Source organism: Bradyrhizobium sp. LTSP885 (genome assembly GCF_000938305.1).
In the GTDB taxonomy this organism is placed as follows: domain Bacteria; phylum Pseudomonadota; class Alphaproteobacteria; order Rhizobiales; family Xanthobacteraceae; genus Bradyrhizobium.
The window spans coordinates 108,113-123,813 of record NZ_JYMT01000025.1; the positions used below are offsets into that span (position 1 = coordinate 108,113).

Sequence of the window (15,701 nt, forward strand, 5' to 3'; positions counted from 1 at the left end):
GCAGCATGCACCTGTCGGGGATGGGCGATCTAGCGTCCATCCGGCAGCGAAGGTGAGCCAGGAAACTTTGCGGGGGATTGACTAGTGGATCGTTTCTACCGCGGTATGTCTCAACCGCTCGATCTCGTCCTTGACCATCAACTTGCGGCGCTTCAACTCGCAAATATGCAGGTCGTCTACGGAGGGGTGCACGAGTGCTTCGTGCAATTCGTTCTCGAGAATTTTGTGCTTGCGTTCCAGTTCGACCAGATGCGCCTGTATTGCCATTACGAACTCCCTCGGTGGGTTAAACCTCAGATTCGATCCGGACTGTTGAGTGTACACGAGTGGGAGGAGCTGTCGATGGGGGACGCAAAATGCCGCAGTCAGGTTTTCAATCTTATCTGTAACCAATCGTGAGTATGGAACCCATCCAGCTTGCGCGGCGCGCGCGCAGGGACGATATTTCGGCAAGCGGCGGCCGCTTCGTCCGTCACAACCTCATCTTGCTTATCAGTCAACATACACCATGAACGATCAGGATGAGCGCGAACTCCACGCTGAGCTCGCGCGTCTGCAACAAGAGCACCGCGACCTCGACGCCGCGATCGACGCGCTGCATCAGTCACCGGCGCCCGATCTCCTGATGCTGCAGCGCTTGAAGAAGCGGAAGCTGCAGCTGCGCGATCGTATCGCCTTCATCGAAGACCAGATCACGCCGGACATCATCGCCTGACGCGCGCCCCTGCGTTCCGGCGATCGGTCCGGCACGTCGCACGCACACATGTTTTCCCCGTCATCCACAGCGGCCGTCAGCTTCACGTTCGCGGCAACATCGGCTGAGGCACTTTTCGGCCCTTGACTCAAAAGGAACGAAAGGAGAACATGAACTTCCAGCCGCCAAATCCAGAAAAGGGAGTTTCGCCATGTCCGCACCGTCTTCCCTGCCCGAAAACAGCCGCTACGAGCAGGCGTGCGATCAAGCGATCGCGATGTGCGACGGCAACCTGCGCAGCACCATCAAGGCGCTGATCATGGCCAACGAATATCTGGAGAGCGAGCTCGAGGAGTTGCAGGCGGCGATCACCGCAGGCCGCGTGCCTGCACCGACCCATGCGGCGAGCGACGCCGCATGACCTCTAGCTAGTCTAAGGAGCAGAGCGATGGCCGATGTCACCTACTACGTGGCGCTGCCGTTCATGCAGGACGATGACGGCACGCCGATCGCAGGCAATGCCGAGGAATGCCAGAGTTCGGCGACCGCGCTGCGGCGCGCCGAGTTGATGTCGCGGATGCCCGGCAGCATCGGTGCCGTCGCATTCAGCCGCACCGGTGATCCCGCCATCGGCGAATTCGGCGACGCCAAGCTGCTGCGGGCCTTCGGCAATGTGCCGAACGATTTGAGTGCGCTCTAAATTCGTGGCTCGTGCCGCCGTTGCGCCTTGCGCACATACATCGCGCGATCGGCCTCATCGAGGGCGCGCTCGATATCGGAATGCGGGCCGAGGATCGCAACACCCGCTGACGCGCCCGCGGTGACGCGGCTGCCACGGAACACGAAGCTCAGATGGTCGATCGTTTCCTCCAGCGCCGCGGCCTTGGCCCTGGCATCGATCTCGCTGAGATTCCACAACAGCACCGCAAACTCGTCGCCGCCGAGCCGGCCGAACACGTCGGAGGCACGTGTCTGGCGCGACACCGCAGCGACGATCGCTTTCAGCACCTCGTCACCGGCCGCATGCCCGAACGCATCGTTGATCGGCTTGAGGCGGTCGACGTCGAGCACGACCAGTGCGCCGCTGGCGTGGTAGCGCTTGATGAAGGCGATCGCGCGCGCGAGCTCACGCTCGAAGCCGCGCCGGTTCGGGATATCGAGCAGGAAGTCGGTCTCGGCGGTGGCCTGCAGCTCCTCGATCCGGGCCTGGGCCCGCGCCAGCTGCGTCCGCAACCGGCGAATCGTCGATTTGTCGTCGGAAGCGGCTGGGGCCCGCGAGGGGGGCGCGGTTCCAGCCCGGCCCGACCCGGGTTTGCGCGCGACTGGGGGGCTTTTCCGCCTTTTTGCAGCCCCGGAGGCGGCCGCCCTGGTTTTCTTCTTCATGCGCATCCTTGTTGAGGCCTGCTTATGAAGGCTTGCCGGGATTCACCAAGACAGGATAGTCCATTCTAACTCCCTTGCCACGCCTTGGATGAAGCCCGGGCCGCCCCTATAATTGGCCTATGTTTTTGGATTCCTGCACAGAATTGACGAGATGACCGCCCCGATCGCCATTATCATGGGAAGCCAGTCCGATTGGGAGACCATGCGCCATGCCGCCGACACGCTGGCGGCCCTCGGCGTCGCCTGCGAAACCCGGATCGTTTCCGCCCACCGTACCCCTGACCGGCTCTATGCCTTCGCCAAGGGGGCCAAGGCCGCCGGCCACAAGGTGATCATCGCCGGCGCCGGCGGCGCTGCGCATCTGCCGGGGATGACGGCCGCGCTGACCGAGCTTCCGGTGTTCGGGGTTCCCGTCGAATCGAAGGCGCTGTCGGGCGTCGATTCGCTCTATTCGATCGTGCAGATGCCGGCCGGGATTCCGGTCGGCACGCTCGCGATCGGCAAGGCCGGCGCGATCAATGCCGCGCTGCTTGCAGCGAGCGTGCTCGCGCTCAACGATCCCGCGCTGGCGACCCAGCTGGCGGCCTGGCGCCAGCAGCAGACCGACGCGGTCAAGGACCATCCGGAGGCCTCGGCGTGACAGCTTCTGATCCAGTGAAGCTGAAGCCGGGCGACACCATCGGAATCCTCGGCGGCGGACAATTAGGCCGGATGCTGGCCATGGCGGCGGCACGCCTCGGGCTCAGATGCCAGGTTTTCTCACCCGATCCGGATTCGCCGGCCTTCGATGTCGTCCAGAACGCGACCTGCGCGGAATACGCCGATGTCGAGGCGCTCGAACTGTTCGCCAATGACGTCGACGTCGTCACCTATGAGTTCGAGAACGTGCCGGCGGCAACCGCCATGGTACTTGCCGCGCGGCGCCCGGTGCTGCCGGCGCAAAAGATTCTGGAGACCACGCAGGACCGGCTGATCGAAAAGGACTTTGTCCGCAGGCTCGGCATCGGCACCGCCGATTATGCCGATGTCTCCTCGGTCGGCAGCTTACGCGCGGCGATCGAACGCATCGGACTGCCGGCGGTCATCAAGACCCGGCGCTTCGGCTATGACGGCAAGGGTCAGGCGATCATCCGCGAGGGCGACAACTTCGATCAGGTCTGGGAAGACCTCGGCACCAAGTCGGCGATCCTCGAGGCGTTCGTGCCGTTCGAGCGCGAGATCTCGGTAATCGCCGCGCGCTCCGCTTCCGGTGACATTGAGTGTTTCGACGTCACCGAGAACGAGCATCGCGATCACATCCTGAAATTTTCCCGCGCGCCGGCGGCGATTCCCGACGAAGTCGCCGCACAAGCGCGGGGGATCGCCGAAAAGATCGCTTCGGCGCTCGATTATGTGGGCGTGCTCGCGGTCGAGATGTTCGTGGTGTCTGGCAAGGGCGCGCCGACCGTGCTGGTCAACGAGATCGCACCGCGCGTGCATAATTCCGGGCACTGGACGCTCGACGGCGCCTCGATCTCGCAGTTCGAGCAGCACATCCGCGCCATCGCCGGCTGGCCGCTGGGCAAGCCGGTGCGCCACGGCGAGGTCACCATGACCAACCTGATCGGCGACGATATCCTGAGCTACGAGCAATGGCTCACCGTTCCCGGCGCCACCGTGCATCTCTACGGCAAGGGCGCGCCGCGCCCCGGCCGCAAGATGGGCCACGTCACCGAAGTGACGTCGGCCCCCAAGCCGTAGAGCGTCGTCGTCCGCCGCAGCGGCACACTCGATACATCGATAAAAATGGGATCGTGACGATCACGATCCCATTTTCCGATCACGCGGTCTTCACGCCGTCTTACCGGCAACCACGCCGGTCGGTTCATCGCTGAGCCAGCGATAGATCACGCCGCCCAGCACGCCGCCGATCAGGGGCGCGACCCAGAACAGCCAGAGCTGCGACAGCGCCCAACCACCGACGAACAGCGCCGGTCCGGTGCTGCGCGCCGGATTCACCGAGGTGTTGGTGACGGGAATGCTAACCAGATGGATCATCACCAGCGCAAGCCCGATCGCAAGCGGCGCGAAGCCGGCCGGCGCCTTGCCGTGAGTCGCACCCATGATGACGAACAGGAACATCATCGTCATCACCACTTCGGTGATGAAGCACACCACCATGCTGTACCCGCCCGGTGAATGCGCGTCATAGCCATTCGATGCAAAGCCCTTGGCGACATCGAATCCGGGCGCCCCGCTCGCGATCACGTAGAGCAGTGCCGCGGCGACGATCGCTCCAGCGACCTGCGCAATGATGTAGGGCAGGATCTGGCCGGCCGGGAAACGCCCGCCCGCGGCCAGCCCGACCGTGACGGCCGGATTAAGGTGACAACCCGAGACATGACCGATCGCGTAGGCCATTGTGACCACACTCAGTCCGAACGCCAGCGACACGCCGACCAAGCCGATCCCGACCTGTGGAAAGCCGGCCGCAATCACCGCGCTGCCGCAGCCGGCGAATGTCAGCCAGAATGTACCGATTGCCTCGGCCGCGTATTTCTTCGTATCCATGTGGCATCTCCCCTATTTCCAATGTCCGGAGTTGCTCAAAACTCCGGGAACAGCCCCGATCCTGGCGCCAAACCTCCCAAATCAGGGCCGTACCGGGGCATTTGCGCCTCATTTCATGGCTTTACTAGGCCCCAAAGTCACACCACCGGTGGACATCTGCGCATTTGTCTGATACATGCGCGCGCTCAGGGTTAAGGGGCAGGCTTTTTGTCGCCCTTTTGCTCGCCAGAATTCCGAACCGATCAATTCAAAAGAGGATGCCGCGTGCAGGTTCTCGTCCGCGATAACAATGTCGACCAGGCTCTCAAGGCGCTGAAGAAGAAGATGCAGCGCGAGGGCATTTTCCGCGAGATGAAGCTCCGCGGTCACTACGAAAAGCCCTCCGAGAAGAAGGCCCGCGAAAAGGCTGAAGCTGTGCGCCGTGCGCGCAAGCTGGCGCGCAAGAAGCTGCAGCGCGAAGGTCTGTTGCCGATGAAGCCGAAGCCGGTATTCGGCGCCGGTCCGGGTGCCGACCGCGGCGCCGCTGGTGGCCGTGGTGGCGCAGGGGCTGGTCGCGGCGGCCCGCGCTGAACCGTTTTGCTGATCCGGAAGTCTAACAGCGCGGGCCCAGGGCCCGCGTTGTTGTTTTGAAGCAGACGGTGTTCCGGGTTACTAATGCAAAATTACCTCCGAGAGTATTTTGCATAATGGCCGTTCCGGCGCTCCGCTCCCGATTCGGACCTGGGTACCGCCGGCATCGGGTACAGCAGCTCGTCGCCGTTGCAGTCGTGCTCGCCCTGCCCTTGGGAGGCTGCTCGTTCGACTTGGGATCCTGGGGCTCGGACGACAAACCGAAGGCGCCGGCTGTGGCCGAGAGGCCGGCCGACACGATCACGGCGCAGAATATCAGCGACGCCAAGGACCATGCGGTACGCGGTCAGGTGCTGGCGCGCTCAGGCAAAACCGACGAAGCGCTCGCTGAATTCGACCAGGCGCTGGCGGCCGATCCCTACAACATTCAAGCCCTCTACGGCCGTGGCCTGATCTATCAGGGCCAGGGCCAGCATCCGCAGGCGATCGAGGATTTCACGGCGGCCAACGGGCTGTCGCCGCAGAAGGTCGACCCCCTGCTCGGACGCGCCACCAGCTACCTCGCGCTCGACAAGGCCAAGGAGGCCGCAGCCGACCTCGACGAGGCCGTGCAGGCCGACCCGAACAGCGGCGCAGCGTGGAGCGCCCGCGGGCAGGCCTATGAACGGCTTGGGGAGAAGGCCAAGGCGGCCGCGTCCTACAACCGCGCGCTCGCACTGCGGCCGAAAGACGAGGCCGCGCGGAGCGGGCTCGCCCGCACCGGCGGATAGCGCTACTTCGGCAGGACGGCGTGGAAGACCGACTTGACGCTGGACAGCATGTCGTCGGCGACGGAGGTGTGCTGCTTCGCGGGCGGCGGTTCAGACGCCTCGGCGCGCAAATCCAGCGGGGGAACCACGACCACCGGAACTGGAATGTCGGCCGGGGGCGTCATCCGGTTCGGATCCCGGACCTCGGTGGCATAGGGCGGGCGCGGCTGTGAGGATTGATCGACAGTCTCGCTGGAAGGATTCGACACCATGATCGGCGGCGGCAACGGCCGGATCGCCGGTACAGCCACAGCACGCGGCGTCTCGGGCAGGCGGGCAACATCGGTCGCACGCGGCGCTTCCTGGGGACGCGAAGCCTCCTGCGGACGTTCCTTGCGCAGCCGCTCGATCGCGGCCCGCGCGAGGTCATTGGCGTCACGGGTCTCCTCGGGGGCGACCGCGGCCTCGGCCGGCACTGTAGCCGGCGTCAGCTTCGCCACAGCCTTCGGCGCAACAGGATGATGGCGCGTATCGGCCGGAATGCTTGCGGTGTCGGCCGGTGCATCGGCCGCCTTCAGGTCGGCGGATTTCTCAGCGGGCTTCTCGGTGACGGTGGCCTTCTCGGACGCCGAGCGCTCGATCAGCGTCCGCTCGGACATGCCTTTGGCCTTCACGCCGGCTTCGGGAAGGCTGCTGATGACGGTGGGCTTTTCGGCGGGCTTGACCGTGGCCTTGGGGTCAGCCTTGGGGTCGGCAGCGGCCGATATCGCCGCGGCTGCCGGCGCTTCCGGCCTGGCGACGATATAGTGGTTAACGATGTACGCCCCGATGATGGTCGCCGCCACCGAGGGTAAGATGTCCATCGCGAATTTTTTCAGGTAACTCAGCATGGCCTGCCACTCCCCGCCCCGGATTTTCATGCTGGAACTTTGAGGCACATTGAGGGATCAACTGCGACAGATCGGTGGCAAACGCCTGTTCCGCCGTAACCTTTGGTGTCATTTCGGTTTCAGCCGGAGGCGACCGCACGCACAAAATCGCGGGCCGCTCCCGGCTTCCAGATCATCGTGAAGCCGTTAACGGCCGATGAATTTCCGCTTAACGACCGATGAATTTCCACATCCGCCGGCTGGGACCTGCCATTCCGGCCCAGTTTGGCTGTGAAAGCGGCGATGCACCCTTCAAGGCTTCAGTTCCACCTCGAGGAACACGATCTCGCTGGCCGTCTCGTTGAGCACATCGTGCTGGACGCCGGCCTTGCGGAAATAGGACTTGCCGACGCCGAGCTGCGCCTTGGAGCGCTCGCCGTTCGGCGCCACGATGGTCATCTCGCCCGCGGTGATCGGCACGATGACATAGTCCATCCCGTGGGTGTGGGGACCGGTGGCGCTGCCCGGCACCAGCCGCCATTCGGTGACCCGCACCTCCGCCGTATCCACCTGAACGTCTGATGCAGCACTCAGCATTGTCTTTCTCCACTACGGCACGAATACCATGAACACAAACACGGCGAACACCACCATGTGCACGAGGCCGAACAGGATGTTGGTGCGGCCGGTGCCGAAGGTGAGCATGCTGACCGCGAAGGTCAACAGCAGCAGGACGGACTCCTGAGGGTTGAGGCCAAGCACCAGCTGCTTGTCGAGAGTGTAGGCGGCGATGGCGACGGCCGGGATCGTCAACCCGATGGTCGCGAGCGACGAGCCGAGCGCGAGGTTGATGCTCTTCTGCAGGTCGTTCTTGCGCGCCGCGGAAATCGCGGCGACGCCCTCAGGCAGCAGGATCAGGAGCGCGACCACCACGCCGGCAAAGGCCGGCGGCGCGCCGATCTTCGCCGTCACGACATCGATCACGAGCGAGAACTTCTTGGCCAGCAGCACCACTGCGAGCAGCGAAACCACCAACAGACCGACGCTGAGCCCCAGCGCCTGGCCGGACATCTGCGCGCCCGCGGGCCCCTCGTCCGAGGCGCCGCTAACGAAATAGTCGCGGTGACGGATGGTCTGGGTGTAGAGGAACACGGCGTACAGGAGGATGGTGACGACGCTGACGAAGCCGAGTTGCGCCGCCGAATAGACCGGTCCCGGCGCGGTCAGCGTGTAGTTCGGCATCACCAGCGTGATGGTCGCCAGCACGAACAGGACGCTGAGATAGAGATTGGCGCCGGTGAGCTGGAAATCCTGCTCGCGGTAGCGCAAGCCGCCGATGAAGATGCAGAGGCCGACCAATCCGTTGCAGACGATCATGACCACTGCAAACACCGTGTCGCGCGCCAGCGCTGGCACCGGCTTGTCGCCAAGCATGATGGTCGAGATCAGCGCCACCTCGATGACGGTGACCGCCAGCGTGAGCAGCAGCGTGCCGAACGGCTCGCCGATCCGCTCCGCGATCACCTCGGCGTGGTGGACGGCCGCGAACACGGTGCCGAACAGGATCACCAGCAGGATAAGCGCGAACAGCCAGCCGCCGGGCGACGGCGCGAACGAATAGCCCGATACCGTGATCGCGGCGAACATCAGCACCGCCAGGGCGGGAAACAGCCAGGCCGACCGCGGCATCGGTCCATGTGCGCTCATTGAATCAGTCCCTCGGTTCAGTGAACCCGACTATGCGCCAGACAATCGCCGCCGTCAGCCTCTTGAGCATGATCCGGAAAAGTGTGAAGCGGTCTTCCGAGAAGACCATGCTCAAACAAACAGCTAAGGCGCGTTGATAAACAGCCTCGCGGTCTCGATCGCACCGAAGTCGTCGAGATTATCGTGGCCGCCGCCCGGGAAACGAACGAATTGCTTGGGCTCACGGGCAAGGCTGAACAGGCGCTCGCCAAAGCCAATCGGGATTGCCGGATCGCTGGTGCCGTGCATGATCAGGAGCGGTGCGGTGACGCGTGCGATGCGCCGGTCGGAATGGAATTGATCCCGCATCAGCAGGCTGACCGGCACGATCTTGAACACCGCACCGGCGACGTCCGACGTCGAGGTGTAGGGTGCTTCCAGGATCAGCTGACGCACCGGATGCTCGGCCGCGATCGCGACCGCCACGCCGGTCCCGAGCGAGAATCCCCAGGTCACAATCCGTTCCGGAGCGTAGCGCTCGGCGGTGAAGGCGTAAGCTGCCGCTGCGTCCTGCAACAGGCCCTGCTCGCTCGGATGCCCGCTGGAACCGGCATAGCCGCGATAGGACAGCGCGACCAACCCGATGCCGTCAGCCGTGATGCCCTTGAAGCGTGTCACGCGGCCGGCAAGGAAATCACCATTGCCGGGGAAGAACAGGACGACGGGGCGACCCGGCTTCGCCGGCACGTGCCAGACGATAACCTTTTCGCCATCAGCGGTGGTCAGGAGCTGCTCTTCCGCTTCGGGAAACCCTGCAGCGGCAGGCAGCGTCCGTCCGACTGGTGGAATCGGAAACAGCATCTCGCGCTGCTTGAAGAACAGCACCGCGAGGCCGCCGAGATAGACGACAGCCGCGACGATCAGGAGCCATTTCAGGATCGTCAGGGCCACACGCATCCCGCTTGCCGCACCGATGTCCTGCGTCCAGCCTTGAGCAGCTTCTCGACATCGAGCTTTACGCTGTCGGAAACGGCTCGACACGCGCAAGCCATCGCATGCGCCGCGTGCCATTTGATCCGCTGTTCACGCGTGGCCCGGGGCGGCATGCGATTTTGTCGATGCCACTCCTTGTTCAGGGCCATCGGCGCCTTGCCTTGTCTCGCTTTGCCTTACATCGCCTTGACGATGCTCTCGGTGACCTTCTTGGCGTCGCCGAGCAGCATCATGGTGTTGTCGCGATAGAACAGCGGATTGTCGATGCCGGCGTAGCCCGACGCGAGCGAGCGCTTGATGAACATCACGCTACCGGCCTTCCAGACCTGCAGCACCGGCATGCCGTAGATCGGCGAGGTCTTGTCGTCTTCCGCGGCCGGGTTGGTGACGTCGTTGGCGCCGATCACGAAGGCGATGTCGGCCTGAGCGAATTCCGAGTTGATGTCCTCGAGCTCGAACACCTCGTCATAGGGCACGTTCGCTTCGGCCAGCAGCACGTTCATATGGCCGGGCATGCGGCCGGCCACCGGGTGAATGGCGTATTTCACCTCGACGCCTTCCTTCTTCAGGATGTCGCCCATTTCGCGCAGCGCGTGCTGGGCCTGCGCCACCGCCATGCCGTAGCCGGGTACGATGATGACCTTCTGCGCGTTCTTCATGATGAAGGCGGCATCGTCGGCGGAGCCGAGTTTCACCGGGCGCACTTCACCGCCCGCACCGGCGCCCGCAGCGGCCGTCTCGCCACCAAATCCGCCGAGGATCACCGAGATGAACGAACGGTTCATCGCATGGCACATGATGTAGGACAGGATCGCACCGGATGAGCCGACCAGCGCGCCGGTGATGATCAGCGCCGAGTTGCCGAGCGTGAAGCCGATGCCGGCCGCGGCCCAGCCGGAATAGGAGTTCAGCATCGAGATCACGACCGGCATGTCGGCGCCGCCGATCGGGACGATCATGAGCACGCCGAGCGCCAGCGCGATGATGGTGATCAGCCAGAAGTCGAGTGCGCTACCCGACAGCACGAGGCCGACGATGAAAAACACCAGTGCCAGCGCCAGTACGATGTTGATGACGTGACGGAACGGCAGGATGATCGGCGCGCCGCTCATCCGCGCCGAGAGCTTCAGGAACGCGATCACCGATCCGGTGAAGGTCAAGGCGCCGATCGCGACGCCGAGCGACATTTCGACCAGGCTCTGCGGGTGGATGTTGCCGGGCGTGCCGATGTCGAAGGCCTCGGGCGCATAGAACGCGCCGGCGGCGACCAGCACCGCCGCCATGCCGACCAGCGAATGGAAGGCGGCGACCAGTTCGGGCATCGAGGTCATCGGCACCCGGCGCGCGATCACCGCGCCGACGCTGCCACCGATGGCGATGCCGAGAATGACCAGCAACCAGGCCACGCCGTCCGCCGGCGGATGGCTGGCCAGCGTGGTCGCGACCGCGATCGCCATGCCGATCATGCCGAAGAAGTTGCCCTGGCGCGACGTCGCGGGGCTCGACAACCCGCGCAGCGACAGGATGAACAGCACACCCGCCACGAGGTACAGAACAGCAGCCAGATTGGCGTTCATCTCAGGTCCCCCTTTATCTTCGTCACCCCGAGGTGCACGCCGCTCACTTGGCCTTCTTCTTGTACATCGCCAGCATGCGCTGGGTGACAAGGAAGCCGCCGAAGATATTCACGCAGGCAAAGATCAAGGCAATGAAGCCGAAGCCGCGAGCCCAGCCCGAGCCGTTCGAGATCATGCCGACCCCGACCGCAAGCAGCGCGCCGACCACGATCACCGAGGAGATCGCGTTGGTCACGCTCATCAGCGGCGTATGCAAGGCCGGGGTCACCGACCACACCACGAAGTAGCCGACGAACACGGCGAGTACGAAAATCGATAGCCGAAACACAAAGGGATCAACGGCCTGCGCGATATGCTCCATGGCTGGTCTCCTTATTTCGGCTGGAAGTTGGGATGGATGACGGCGCCGTCTTTGGTCAGCGCGGTGGCCTTTACCAGCTCGTCGTCCCAATTGACCGCGAGCGTCTTGTTGGCCTTGTCGACCATCGTCTCGATGAACGAGAACAAATTGCGCGCATACAGGCTGGAGGCCGAGGCAGCGACACGGCCGGCGACATTGGTGTAGCCGACGATCTTGATGCCATCGGTCTCGACGACCTCACCGGGCCTGGCGCCCTCGACATTGCCGCCGCGCTCGACGGCGAGGTCGACCAGCACCGAGCCGGGCTTCATCGACTTGACCATCTCGCCGGTGACTAGCTTGGGCGCAGGACGGCCCGGGATCAGCGCGGTCGTGATCACGATGTCCTGCTTCTTGATATGCTCGGCGGTCAACGCGGCCTGCTTGGCCTGGTACTCCTTGGACATTTCCTTGGCGTAGCCGCCGGCGGTCTGTGCGTTCTTGAATTCCTCGTCCTCGACGGCGAGGAATTTCGCGCCCAGGCTCTCCACCTGCTCCTTGGTGGCGGGCCGCACGTCGGTTGCGGTAACGATGGCCCCTAACCGCCGCGCGGTCGCAATCGCCTGCAGGCCGGCGACGCCGACGCCCATCACGAACACCTTGGCGGCTGGAATCGTGCCGGCCGCGGTCATCATCATCGGGAAGGCGCGGCCGAAGGCTTCGGCGCCCTCGATCACCGCGCGGTATCCGGCAAGGTTGGCCTGCGAGGACAGCACGTCCATCACCTGCGCGCGGGTGATGCGCGGCATCAGCTCCATCGCGAAGGCGGAGATGCCGGCATCGGCCATCGCCTTCAGCGCGACGTCATTGCCGTAAGGGTCCATGATCGCAATGACCAGCGCGCCGCGCTTGTATTGGGACAGCTCGGAGGCTTCGGGCCGCTTCACCTTGATGATGATGTCGGCGTCCTTCAACGCATCGGCGCTGACGGTGGCGCCGGCCGCGGTGAATTCCGAATCGGGCAGCCCGGACTTGATGCCCGCGCCCGGCTCGACCGCGATCTCGGCGCCGATCGCCTTGAACTTCTTGATGGTATCGGGTGAGACCGCTACCCGCGGCTCGGACGGATCGATTTCCTTGGCAACGGCGATCTTCATGGTCCCTCCGGCGGCGCGAGCAGCGCGCGCGTCATCAAACTAGCGTTATTTTCGCTAGATTGGATACCCGGTTGTTGCAACCGGGCTCGGTACTTATTCCGGGCCCGCCGCGGACGGCAGGGCCGGAGCAGAGATCGGGGATCAGACGAGGAAATAGGCCATCAGGGCGAGAATGACGGCGACGGTGATCGAACCGTATTTGACCAGCACGAGGAAGCCCTCATAGGTCTGCTCGTGCGCCACGTAGTCATTGCCGTCAGCGGTCGTGTAGGCCACTTCGCTATGGTCTGCCATCGATGTCCCCAGTCAGAAATTCACGTCCGCGAGGCATTACCGCAAACAGGATGACAGGGCAACGGCGCCCGCCCTATCGGCTCATAGGGAAGGCCAATTGTCCCTGATCCAGCGGGTCAGGCTGTCTTCGCTGACCTCGCTGGCAGCAAGTGAGAGGATGATCGATGTCGCCTGCGCCGGCTCCGGGCTGAACGGAACACCGTTCCTATGAAGGAAAACCATCATCGCCATGAAGGCGATCCGCTTGTTTCCATCGACGAAGGCGTGATTTTTCGCCAGCCCAAAAGCATAGGCCGCGGCGAGTTCGGCCAAGCCAGCTTGCTGATCCCACCATTTGACCGGACGCTCGAGGGCCGAATGCAGCATTCCCTCGTCGCGCAGGCCGGGCGCACCGCCAAAGCGGCGGAGCTGACGGGCGTGCATCGCGATGGCTTGGTCAGGCGTGATCCAAAGCGGCTCTTTCGGCTCGCTCATTTTGCAAGTCTGTCACCTTGCGAGCGTCGCCAGGGTGTCGCGATACTTATCCATGACCTCGTCGGCGATTTCCATCGCTCGCTCGAAGTCGGGATCGTAGGGAAGCGCTTGAAAGCCTCCTCCCGGCAGCTCGGTGACGTGCAGCTGCTGGCCGCGCTTGAGATCGAGCCGCTGCATCAGCTCGCGCGGAAGCAGCAGTCCATCGGAATTACCGATCTTCTTGATTTCGATCTTCATGGCGGAGCTCTTGCAGCCTGCGGTCAAAGGCGGCGTTATACATCTGTATAACGCACCACCCACACCCGTTCAACAGATGTTTTACACCCTGTCTGCGCCCGATCTCAGCCCATCGCCTCCAGCTCGTCGATCATTCCGGCAATCACGGAGAGCCCGCCGTCCCAGAATTTCGGGTCCTTGGCGTCGAGCCCGAACGGCCTGAGCAATTCTGAATAATGCTTGGTGCCGCCGGCAGCGAGCATGTCGAGATAACGCTCGGCGAAGCCCTCGGAAGCGTGCTCGTAGACCGCGTAGAGCGAGTTCACCAGGCAATCGCCGAACGCATAGGCATAGACGTAGAACGGCGAATGGATGAAGTGCGGGATGTACATCCAGAATGTCTCGTAGCCCGGCTTGATCTCGATCGCCGGACCAAGGCTCTCGCCCTGCACGCTGAGCCAGAGCTGGCCGATGCGCTCGGCGGTGAGCTCGCCGTTCTTGCGCTCGGTATGAACCGCGCGCTCGAAGGAATAGAACGCGACCTGCCGCACCACGGTGTTGATCATGTCCTCGACCTTGCCGGCGAGCAGCGCCTGGCGCTGCTTGGCGCTCTTCGTCTGCGACAACAGCCGCTTGAAGGTCAGCATCTCGCCGAACACGCTTGCAGTTTCCGCAAGCGTCAGCGGCGTCGGCGCCATCAGCGCGCCGTTCTTCGCCGCCAGCACCTGATGCACGCCGTGGCCGAGCTCATGCGCGAGCGTCATCACATCGCGCGGCTTGCCCTGATAGTTCATCAGCACATAGGGATGCGCCGACGGCGTGGTCGGATGTGAGAACGCGCCAGGCGCCTTGCCGGGGCGGACCGGCGCATCGATCCAGCGATCGGCGAAGAAGCGCTCGGCGATCTCGGCCATCCTGGGCGAGAAGCCGCGATAGGCCGAAAGCACCATGTTGCGCGCCTCGGGCCAGGCGATGCTGCCCGTTGCCGCGAACGGCAGCGGCGCGTTGCGGTCCCAGTGCGGCAGCTTCTTCTTTTTGAACCAGCCCGCCTTCAACCCATAATAGCGGTGCGAGAGCTTGGGATAGGCCGCGCGCACCGAGGCGACCAGCGCATCGACCACCTCGCGTTCGACCCGGTTGTTGAGATGGCGGGAATCAGCGACGTCCTCGAAGCCGCGCCAGCGATCGGAGATTTCCTTGTCCTTGGCGAGGGTATTGGTCACAAGCGCAAAGGTGCGCTCATTGTCCTTGAAGGTCTTCGCCAGCGCCTGCGCCGCGGCCTTGCGCCGGTCGCCGGCCTTATCCTGCAGCAGGTTCAGCGTCGGCTCGATCGCGAGCTCCTTGCCCGCGACCTTGAAGCGCAGGCTGGAGATGGTCTGGTCGAACAGCCGGTTCCAGGCGGCATAGCCGCTCTGGGCTTTCTCATGAAACAGCTGCTCGACGCGATCCTCGAGCTGATACGGCTTGTCCTTGCGCAGGTCCTCGATCCACGGCCGGTAATGGCCAAGCGCGGGCTCGGCCATCGCGCGTTCGATCACATCATCGTCAACACGGTTGAGCTCGAGCGCGAAGAACAGCAGATGCACCGATGCAGCCGTCAGCCGCTCGGACACGTCGCCGTAGAATTTCGAGATCGCGGGATCGACGCTGTCGCCGGCATGCGCGAGGCCGGCATAAGAGCCGAGACGGCCTGCCAGATCGTCGATCGCTTCATAGCGCCTGATCGCCGCGGCAAGCCATTTGCCGCCGCCTTCGCTAGCGGTATTTTCCGCGAGCTTGCCCTTGTAGTCGGTCTCAAACGCGACGCAATCTGCATCCATCTTTTGCAAGTCACGTGCGACTTCTGGCGCGTCGATACCGGAGTAAAGATCTGCCAGATTCCATTCGGGCAGCTTGCCGGGCTTGCTGGCCGCCTTCTTCGCCACGGGCTTGGCCGCGGCCGGTTTGCGTTGAGCGGCCGTCTTGCGGAGAGCGGTCTCTTTGCGGAGAGCAGATTTGGAGCGCGAGGTCATCTTGTTCGAAACCCTACTTCAGTCGGAAAGACGGCGGCGGAAGGTGGAATGAGCGCAGGATGGCAACATTTAAGAGGGCGTTAATCGGCATCGGCGACAGTGCCCCGATTCGAGACAGATAATCGTAATGTGCGGGG

At 63.8% G+C, this 15,701-nt stretch carries 21 protein-coding genes; 7 read left to right on the forward strand and 14 right to left on the reverse strand.

Going from position 1 to position 15,701, the window contains the following annotated elements; genetic code table 11:
• Window positions 1-81: 81 nt before the first annotated feature.
• Window positions 82-267, reverse strand: coding sequence for a YdcH family protein (locus tag UP09_RS37050; RefSeq protein WP_044590242.1), 186 nt, complete (start codon window positions 265-267; stop codon window positions 82-84).
• A 241-nt stretch (window positions 268-508) separates the two neighbouring features.
• On the opposite strand from UP09_RS37050, the gene UP09_RS17270 reads away from it, so the two are divergent.
• The 3 genes from UP09_RS17270 (at window position 509) to UP09_RS17280 (ending at window position 1,394) form a co-directional block, all read left to right on the forward strand.
• Window positions 509-715 (forward strand): YdcH family protein, encoded by a 207-nt coding sequence (locus UP09_RS17270; RefSeq protein ID WP_029085523.1) that lies wholly within the window; start codon window positions 509-511, stop codon window positions 713-715.
• 190 nt (window positions 716-905) lie between these two features.
• Window positions 906-1,115 carry a hypothetical protein gene (locus UP09_RS17275; protein ID WP_044539446.1) on the forward strand — a complete coding sequence of 70 codons (210 nt, stop codon included), beginning with the start codon at window positions 906-908 and terminating at the stop codon, window positions 1,113-1,115.
• A gap of 27 nt (window positions 1,116-1,142) precedes the next feature.
• Window positions 1,143-1,394 carry a hypothetical protein gene (locus tag UP09_RS17280; RefSeq protein WP_044539447.1) on the forward strand — a complete coding sequence of 84 codons (252 nt, stop codon included), beginning with the start codon at window positions 1,143-1,145 and terminating at the stop codon, window positions 1,392-1,394.
• Here UP09_RS17280 and UP09_RS17285 read toward each other — a convergent pair.
• A complete protein-coding gene (locus UP09_RS17285; protein WP_044539448.1) occupies window positions 1,391-2,083 on the reverse strand; it encodes a GGDEF domain-containing protein in 693 nt (230 codons plus the stop codon). The genes UP09_RS17280 and UP09_RS17285 overlap by 4 nt on opposite strands.
• A gap of 145 nt (window positions 2,084-2,228) precedes the next feature.
• Between UP09_RS17285 and purE the strand changes: the two genes are divergently transcribed.
• Window positions 2,229-2,717 (forward strand): 5-(carboxyamino)imidazole ribonucleotide mutase, encoded by a 489-nt coding sequence (gene purE, locus UP09_RS17290; protein WP_044539449.1) that lies wholly within the window; start codon window positions 2,229-2,231, stop codon window positions 2,715-2,717.
• Window positions 2,714-3,817, forward strand: coding sequence for a 5-(carboxyamino)imidazole ribonucleotide synthase (locus UP09_RS17295; protein ID WP_044539450.1), 1,104 nt, complete (start codon window positions 2,714-2,716; stop codon window positions 3,815-3,817). The genes purE and UP09_RS17295 overlap by 4 nt, the downstream gene beginning before the upstream one ends.
• A 90-nt stretch (window positions 3,818-3,907) precedes the next feature.
• Here the strand turns inward: UP09_RS17295 and aqpZ are convergent, their stop codons facing one another.
• Window positions 3,908-4,627 carry an aquaporin Z gene (aqpZ, locus tag UP09_RS17300; protein ID WP_044539451.1) on the reverse strand — a complete coding sequence of 240 codons (720 nt, stop codon included), beginning with the start codon at window positions 4,625-4,627 and terminating at the stop codon, window positions 3,908-3,910.
• Window positions 4,628-4,891: 264 nt separating this feature from the next.
• Between aqpZ and rpsU the strand changes: the two genes are divergently transcribed.
• Both rpsU and UP09_RS17310 read left to right on the forward strand, forming a co-directional pair.
• Window positions 4,892-5,197, forward strand: coding sequence for a 30S ribosomal protein S21 (gene rpsU / locus UP09_RS17305; RefSeq protein WP_044539452.1), 306 nt, complete (start codon window positions 4,892-4,894; stop codon window positions 5,195-5,197).
• Window positions 5,198-5,472: 275 nt separating this feature from the next.
• A complete protein-coding gene (locus tag UP09_RS17310; RefSeq protein ID WP_245302025.1) occupies window positions 5,473-5,967 on the forward strand; it encodes a tetratricopeptide repeat protein in 495 nt (164 codons plus the stop codon).
• Between the two features lie 2 nt (window positions 5,968-5,969).
• On the opposite strand, the gene UP09_RS17315 is transcribed toward UP09_RS17310, so the two are convergent.
• From UP09_RS17315 to UP09_RS17365, 11 genes are all read right to left on the reverse strand, one after another.
• Entirely contained in the window at window positions 5,970-6,836 is an 867-nt protein-coding gene (locus UP09_RS17315; RefSeq protein WP_044539454.1) for a hypothetical protein, read from the reverse strand.
• A gap of 291 nt (window positions 6,837-7,127) precedes the next feature.
• Complete coding sequence (locus UP09_RS17320) at window positions 7,128-7,412, reverse strand: cupin domain-containing protein (protein WP_044539455.1); 285 nt, start codon at window positions 7,410-7,412, stop codon at window positions 7,128-7,130.
• A 12-nt stretch (window positions 7,413-7,424) separates the two neighbouring features.
• Window positions 7,425-8,522 (reverse strand): calcium:cation antiporter, encoded by a 1,098-nt coding sequence (locus UP09_RS17325; protein ID WP_044539456.1) that lies wholly within the window; start codon window positions 8,520-8,522, stop codon window positions 7,425-7,427.
• A 123-nt stretch (window positions 8,523-8,645) separates the two neighbouring features.
• Window positions 8,646-9,458 (reverse strand): alpha/beta hydrolase, encoded by an 813-nt coding sequence (locus UP09_RS17330; RefSeq protein ID WP_245302027.1) that lies wholly within the window; start codon window positions 9,456-9,458, stop codon window positions 8,646-8,648.
• A gap of 212 nt (window positions 9,459-9,670) precedes the next feature.
• Window positions 9,671-11,071, reverse strand: coding sequence for an NAD(P)(+) transhydrogenase (Re/Si-specific) subunit beta (locus UP09_RS17335; RefSeq protein ID WP_044539457.1), 1,401 nt, complete (start codon window positions 11,069-11,071; stop codon window positions 9,671-9,673).
• 43 nt (window positions 11,072-11,114) lie between these two features.
• Window positions 11,115-11,432, reverse strand: coding sequence for a proton-translocating transhydrogenase family protein (locus UP09_RS17340; RefSeq protein ID WP_044539458.1), 318 nt, complete (start codon window positions 11,430-11,432; stop codon window positions 11,115-11,117).
• An 11-nt stretch (window positions 11,433-11,443) separates the two neighbouring features.
• Complete coding sequence (locus UP09_RS17345; RefSeq protein ID WP_044539459.1) at window positions 11,444-12,568, reverse strand: Re/Si-specific NAD(P)(+) transhydrogenase subunit alpha; 1,125 nt, start codon at window positions 12,566-12,568, stop codon at window positions 11,444-11,446.
• 141 nt (window positions 12,569-12,709) lie between these two features.
• The gene (locus UP09_RS17350; RefSeq protein WP_044539460.1) at window positions 12,710-12,862 is read right to left on the reverse strand and encodes an aa3-type cytochrome c oxidase subunit IV; all 153 of its coding nucleotides are present in this window, start codon (window positions 12,860-12,862) and stop codon (window positions 12,710-12,712) included.
• An 81-nt stretch (window positions 12,863-12,943) separates the two neighbouring features.
• Window positions 12,944-13,336, reverse strand: a complete 393-nt coding sequence (locus UP09_RS17355; RefSeq protein ID WP_082070175.1) for a type II toxin-antitoxin system death-on-curing family toxin — start codon at window positions 13,334-13,336, stop codon at window positions 12,944-12,946.
• A 12-nt stretch (window positions 13,337-13,348) separates the two neighbouring features.
• Window positions 13,349-13,573 carry an AbrB/MazE/SpoVT family DNA-binding domain-containing protein gene (locus UP09_RS17360; RefSeq protein ID WP_044539499.1) on the reverse strand — a complete coding sequence of 75 codons (225 nt, stop codon included), beginning with the start codon at window positions 13,571-13,573 and terminating at the stop codon, window positions 13,349-13,351.
• Window positions 13,574-13,677: 104 nt separating this feature from the next.
• Window positions 13,678-15,564: a M3 family oligoendopeptidase gene (locus tag UP09_RS17365; protein WP_044539461.1), complete on the reverse strand. Its 1,887-nt coding sequence runs from the start codon at window positions 15,562-15,564 to the stop codon at window positions 13,678-13,680.
• Window positions 15,565-15,701: the final 137 nt, after the last annotated feature.

Coding starts and splice junctions, on each gene's coding strand:
- UP09_RS37050 (WP_044590242.1), bottom strand. CDS start 267: ATGGCAATACAGGCGCATCTGGTCGAACTGGAACGCAAGCACAAAATT.
- UP09_RS17270 (WP_029085523.1), top strand. CDS start 509: ATGAACGATCAGGATGAGCGCGAACTCCACGCTGAGCTCGCGCGTCTG.
- UP09_RS17275 (WP_044539446.1), top strand. CDS start 906: ATGTCCGCACCGTCTTCCCTGCCCGAAAACAGCCGCTACGAGCAGGCG.
- UP09_RS17280 (WP_044539447.1), top strand. CDS start 1,143: ATGGCCGATGTCACCTACTACGTGGCGCTGCCGTTCATGCAGGACGAT.
- UP09_RS17285 (WP_044539448.1), bottom strand. CDS start 2,083: ATGCGCATGAAGAAGAAAACCAGGGCGGCCGCCTCCGGGGCTGCAAAA.
- purE (WP_044539449.1), top strand. CDS start 2,229: ATGACCGCCCCGATCGCCATTATCATGGGAAGCCAGTCCGATTGGGAG.
- aqpZ (WP_044539451.1), bottom strand. CDS start 4,627: ATGGATACGAAGAAATACGCGGCCGAGGCAATCGGTACATTCTGGCTG.
- UP09_RS17315 (WP_044539454.1), bottom strand. CDS start 6,836: ATGCTGAGTTACCTGAAAAAATTCGCGATGGACATCTTACCCTCGGTG.
- UP09_RS17320 (WP_044539455.1), bottom strand. CDS start 7,412: ATGCTGAGTGCTGCATCAGACGTTCAGGTGGATACGGCGGAGGTGCGG.
- UP09_RS17325 (WP_044539456.1), bottom strand. CDS start 8,522: ATGAGCGCACATGGACCGATGCCGCGGTCGGCCTGGCTGTTTCCCGCC.
- UP09_RS17330 (WP_245302027.1), bottom strand. CDS start 9,458: ATGCGTGTGGCCCTGACGATCCTGAAATGGCTCCTGATCGTCGCGGCT.
- UP09_RS17335 (WP_044539457.1), bottom strand. CDS start 11,071: ATGAACGCCAATCTGGCTGCTGTTCTGTACCTCGTGGCGGGTGTGCTG.
- UP09_RS17340 (WP_044539458.1), bottom strand. CDS start 11,432: ATGGAGCATATCGCGCAGGCCGTTGATCCCTTTGTGTTTCGGCTATCG.
- UP09_RS17345 (WP_044539459.1), bottom strand. CDS start 12,568: ATGAAGATCGCCGTTGCCAAGGAAATCGATCCGTCCGAGCCGCGGGTA.
- UP09_RS17350 (WP_044539460.1), bottom strand. CDS start 12,862: ATGGCAGACCATAGCGAAGTGGCCTACACGACCGCTGACGGCAATGAC.
- UP09_RS17355 (WP_082070175.1), bottom strand. CDS start 13,336: ATGAGCGAGCCGAAAGAGCCGCTTTGGATCACGCCTGACCAAGCCATC.
- UP09_RS17360 (WP_044539499.1), bottom strand. CDS start 13,573: ATGAAGATCGAAATCAAGAAGATCGGTAATTCCGATGGACTGCTGCTT.
- UP09_RS17365 (WP_044539461.1), bottom strand. CDS start 15,564: ATGACCTCGCGCTCCAAATCTGCTCTCCGCAAAGAGACCGCTCTCCGC.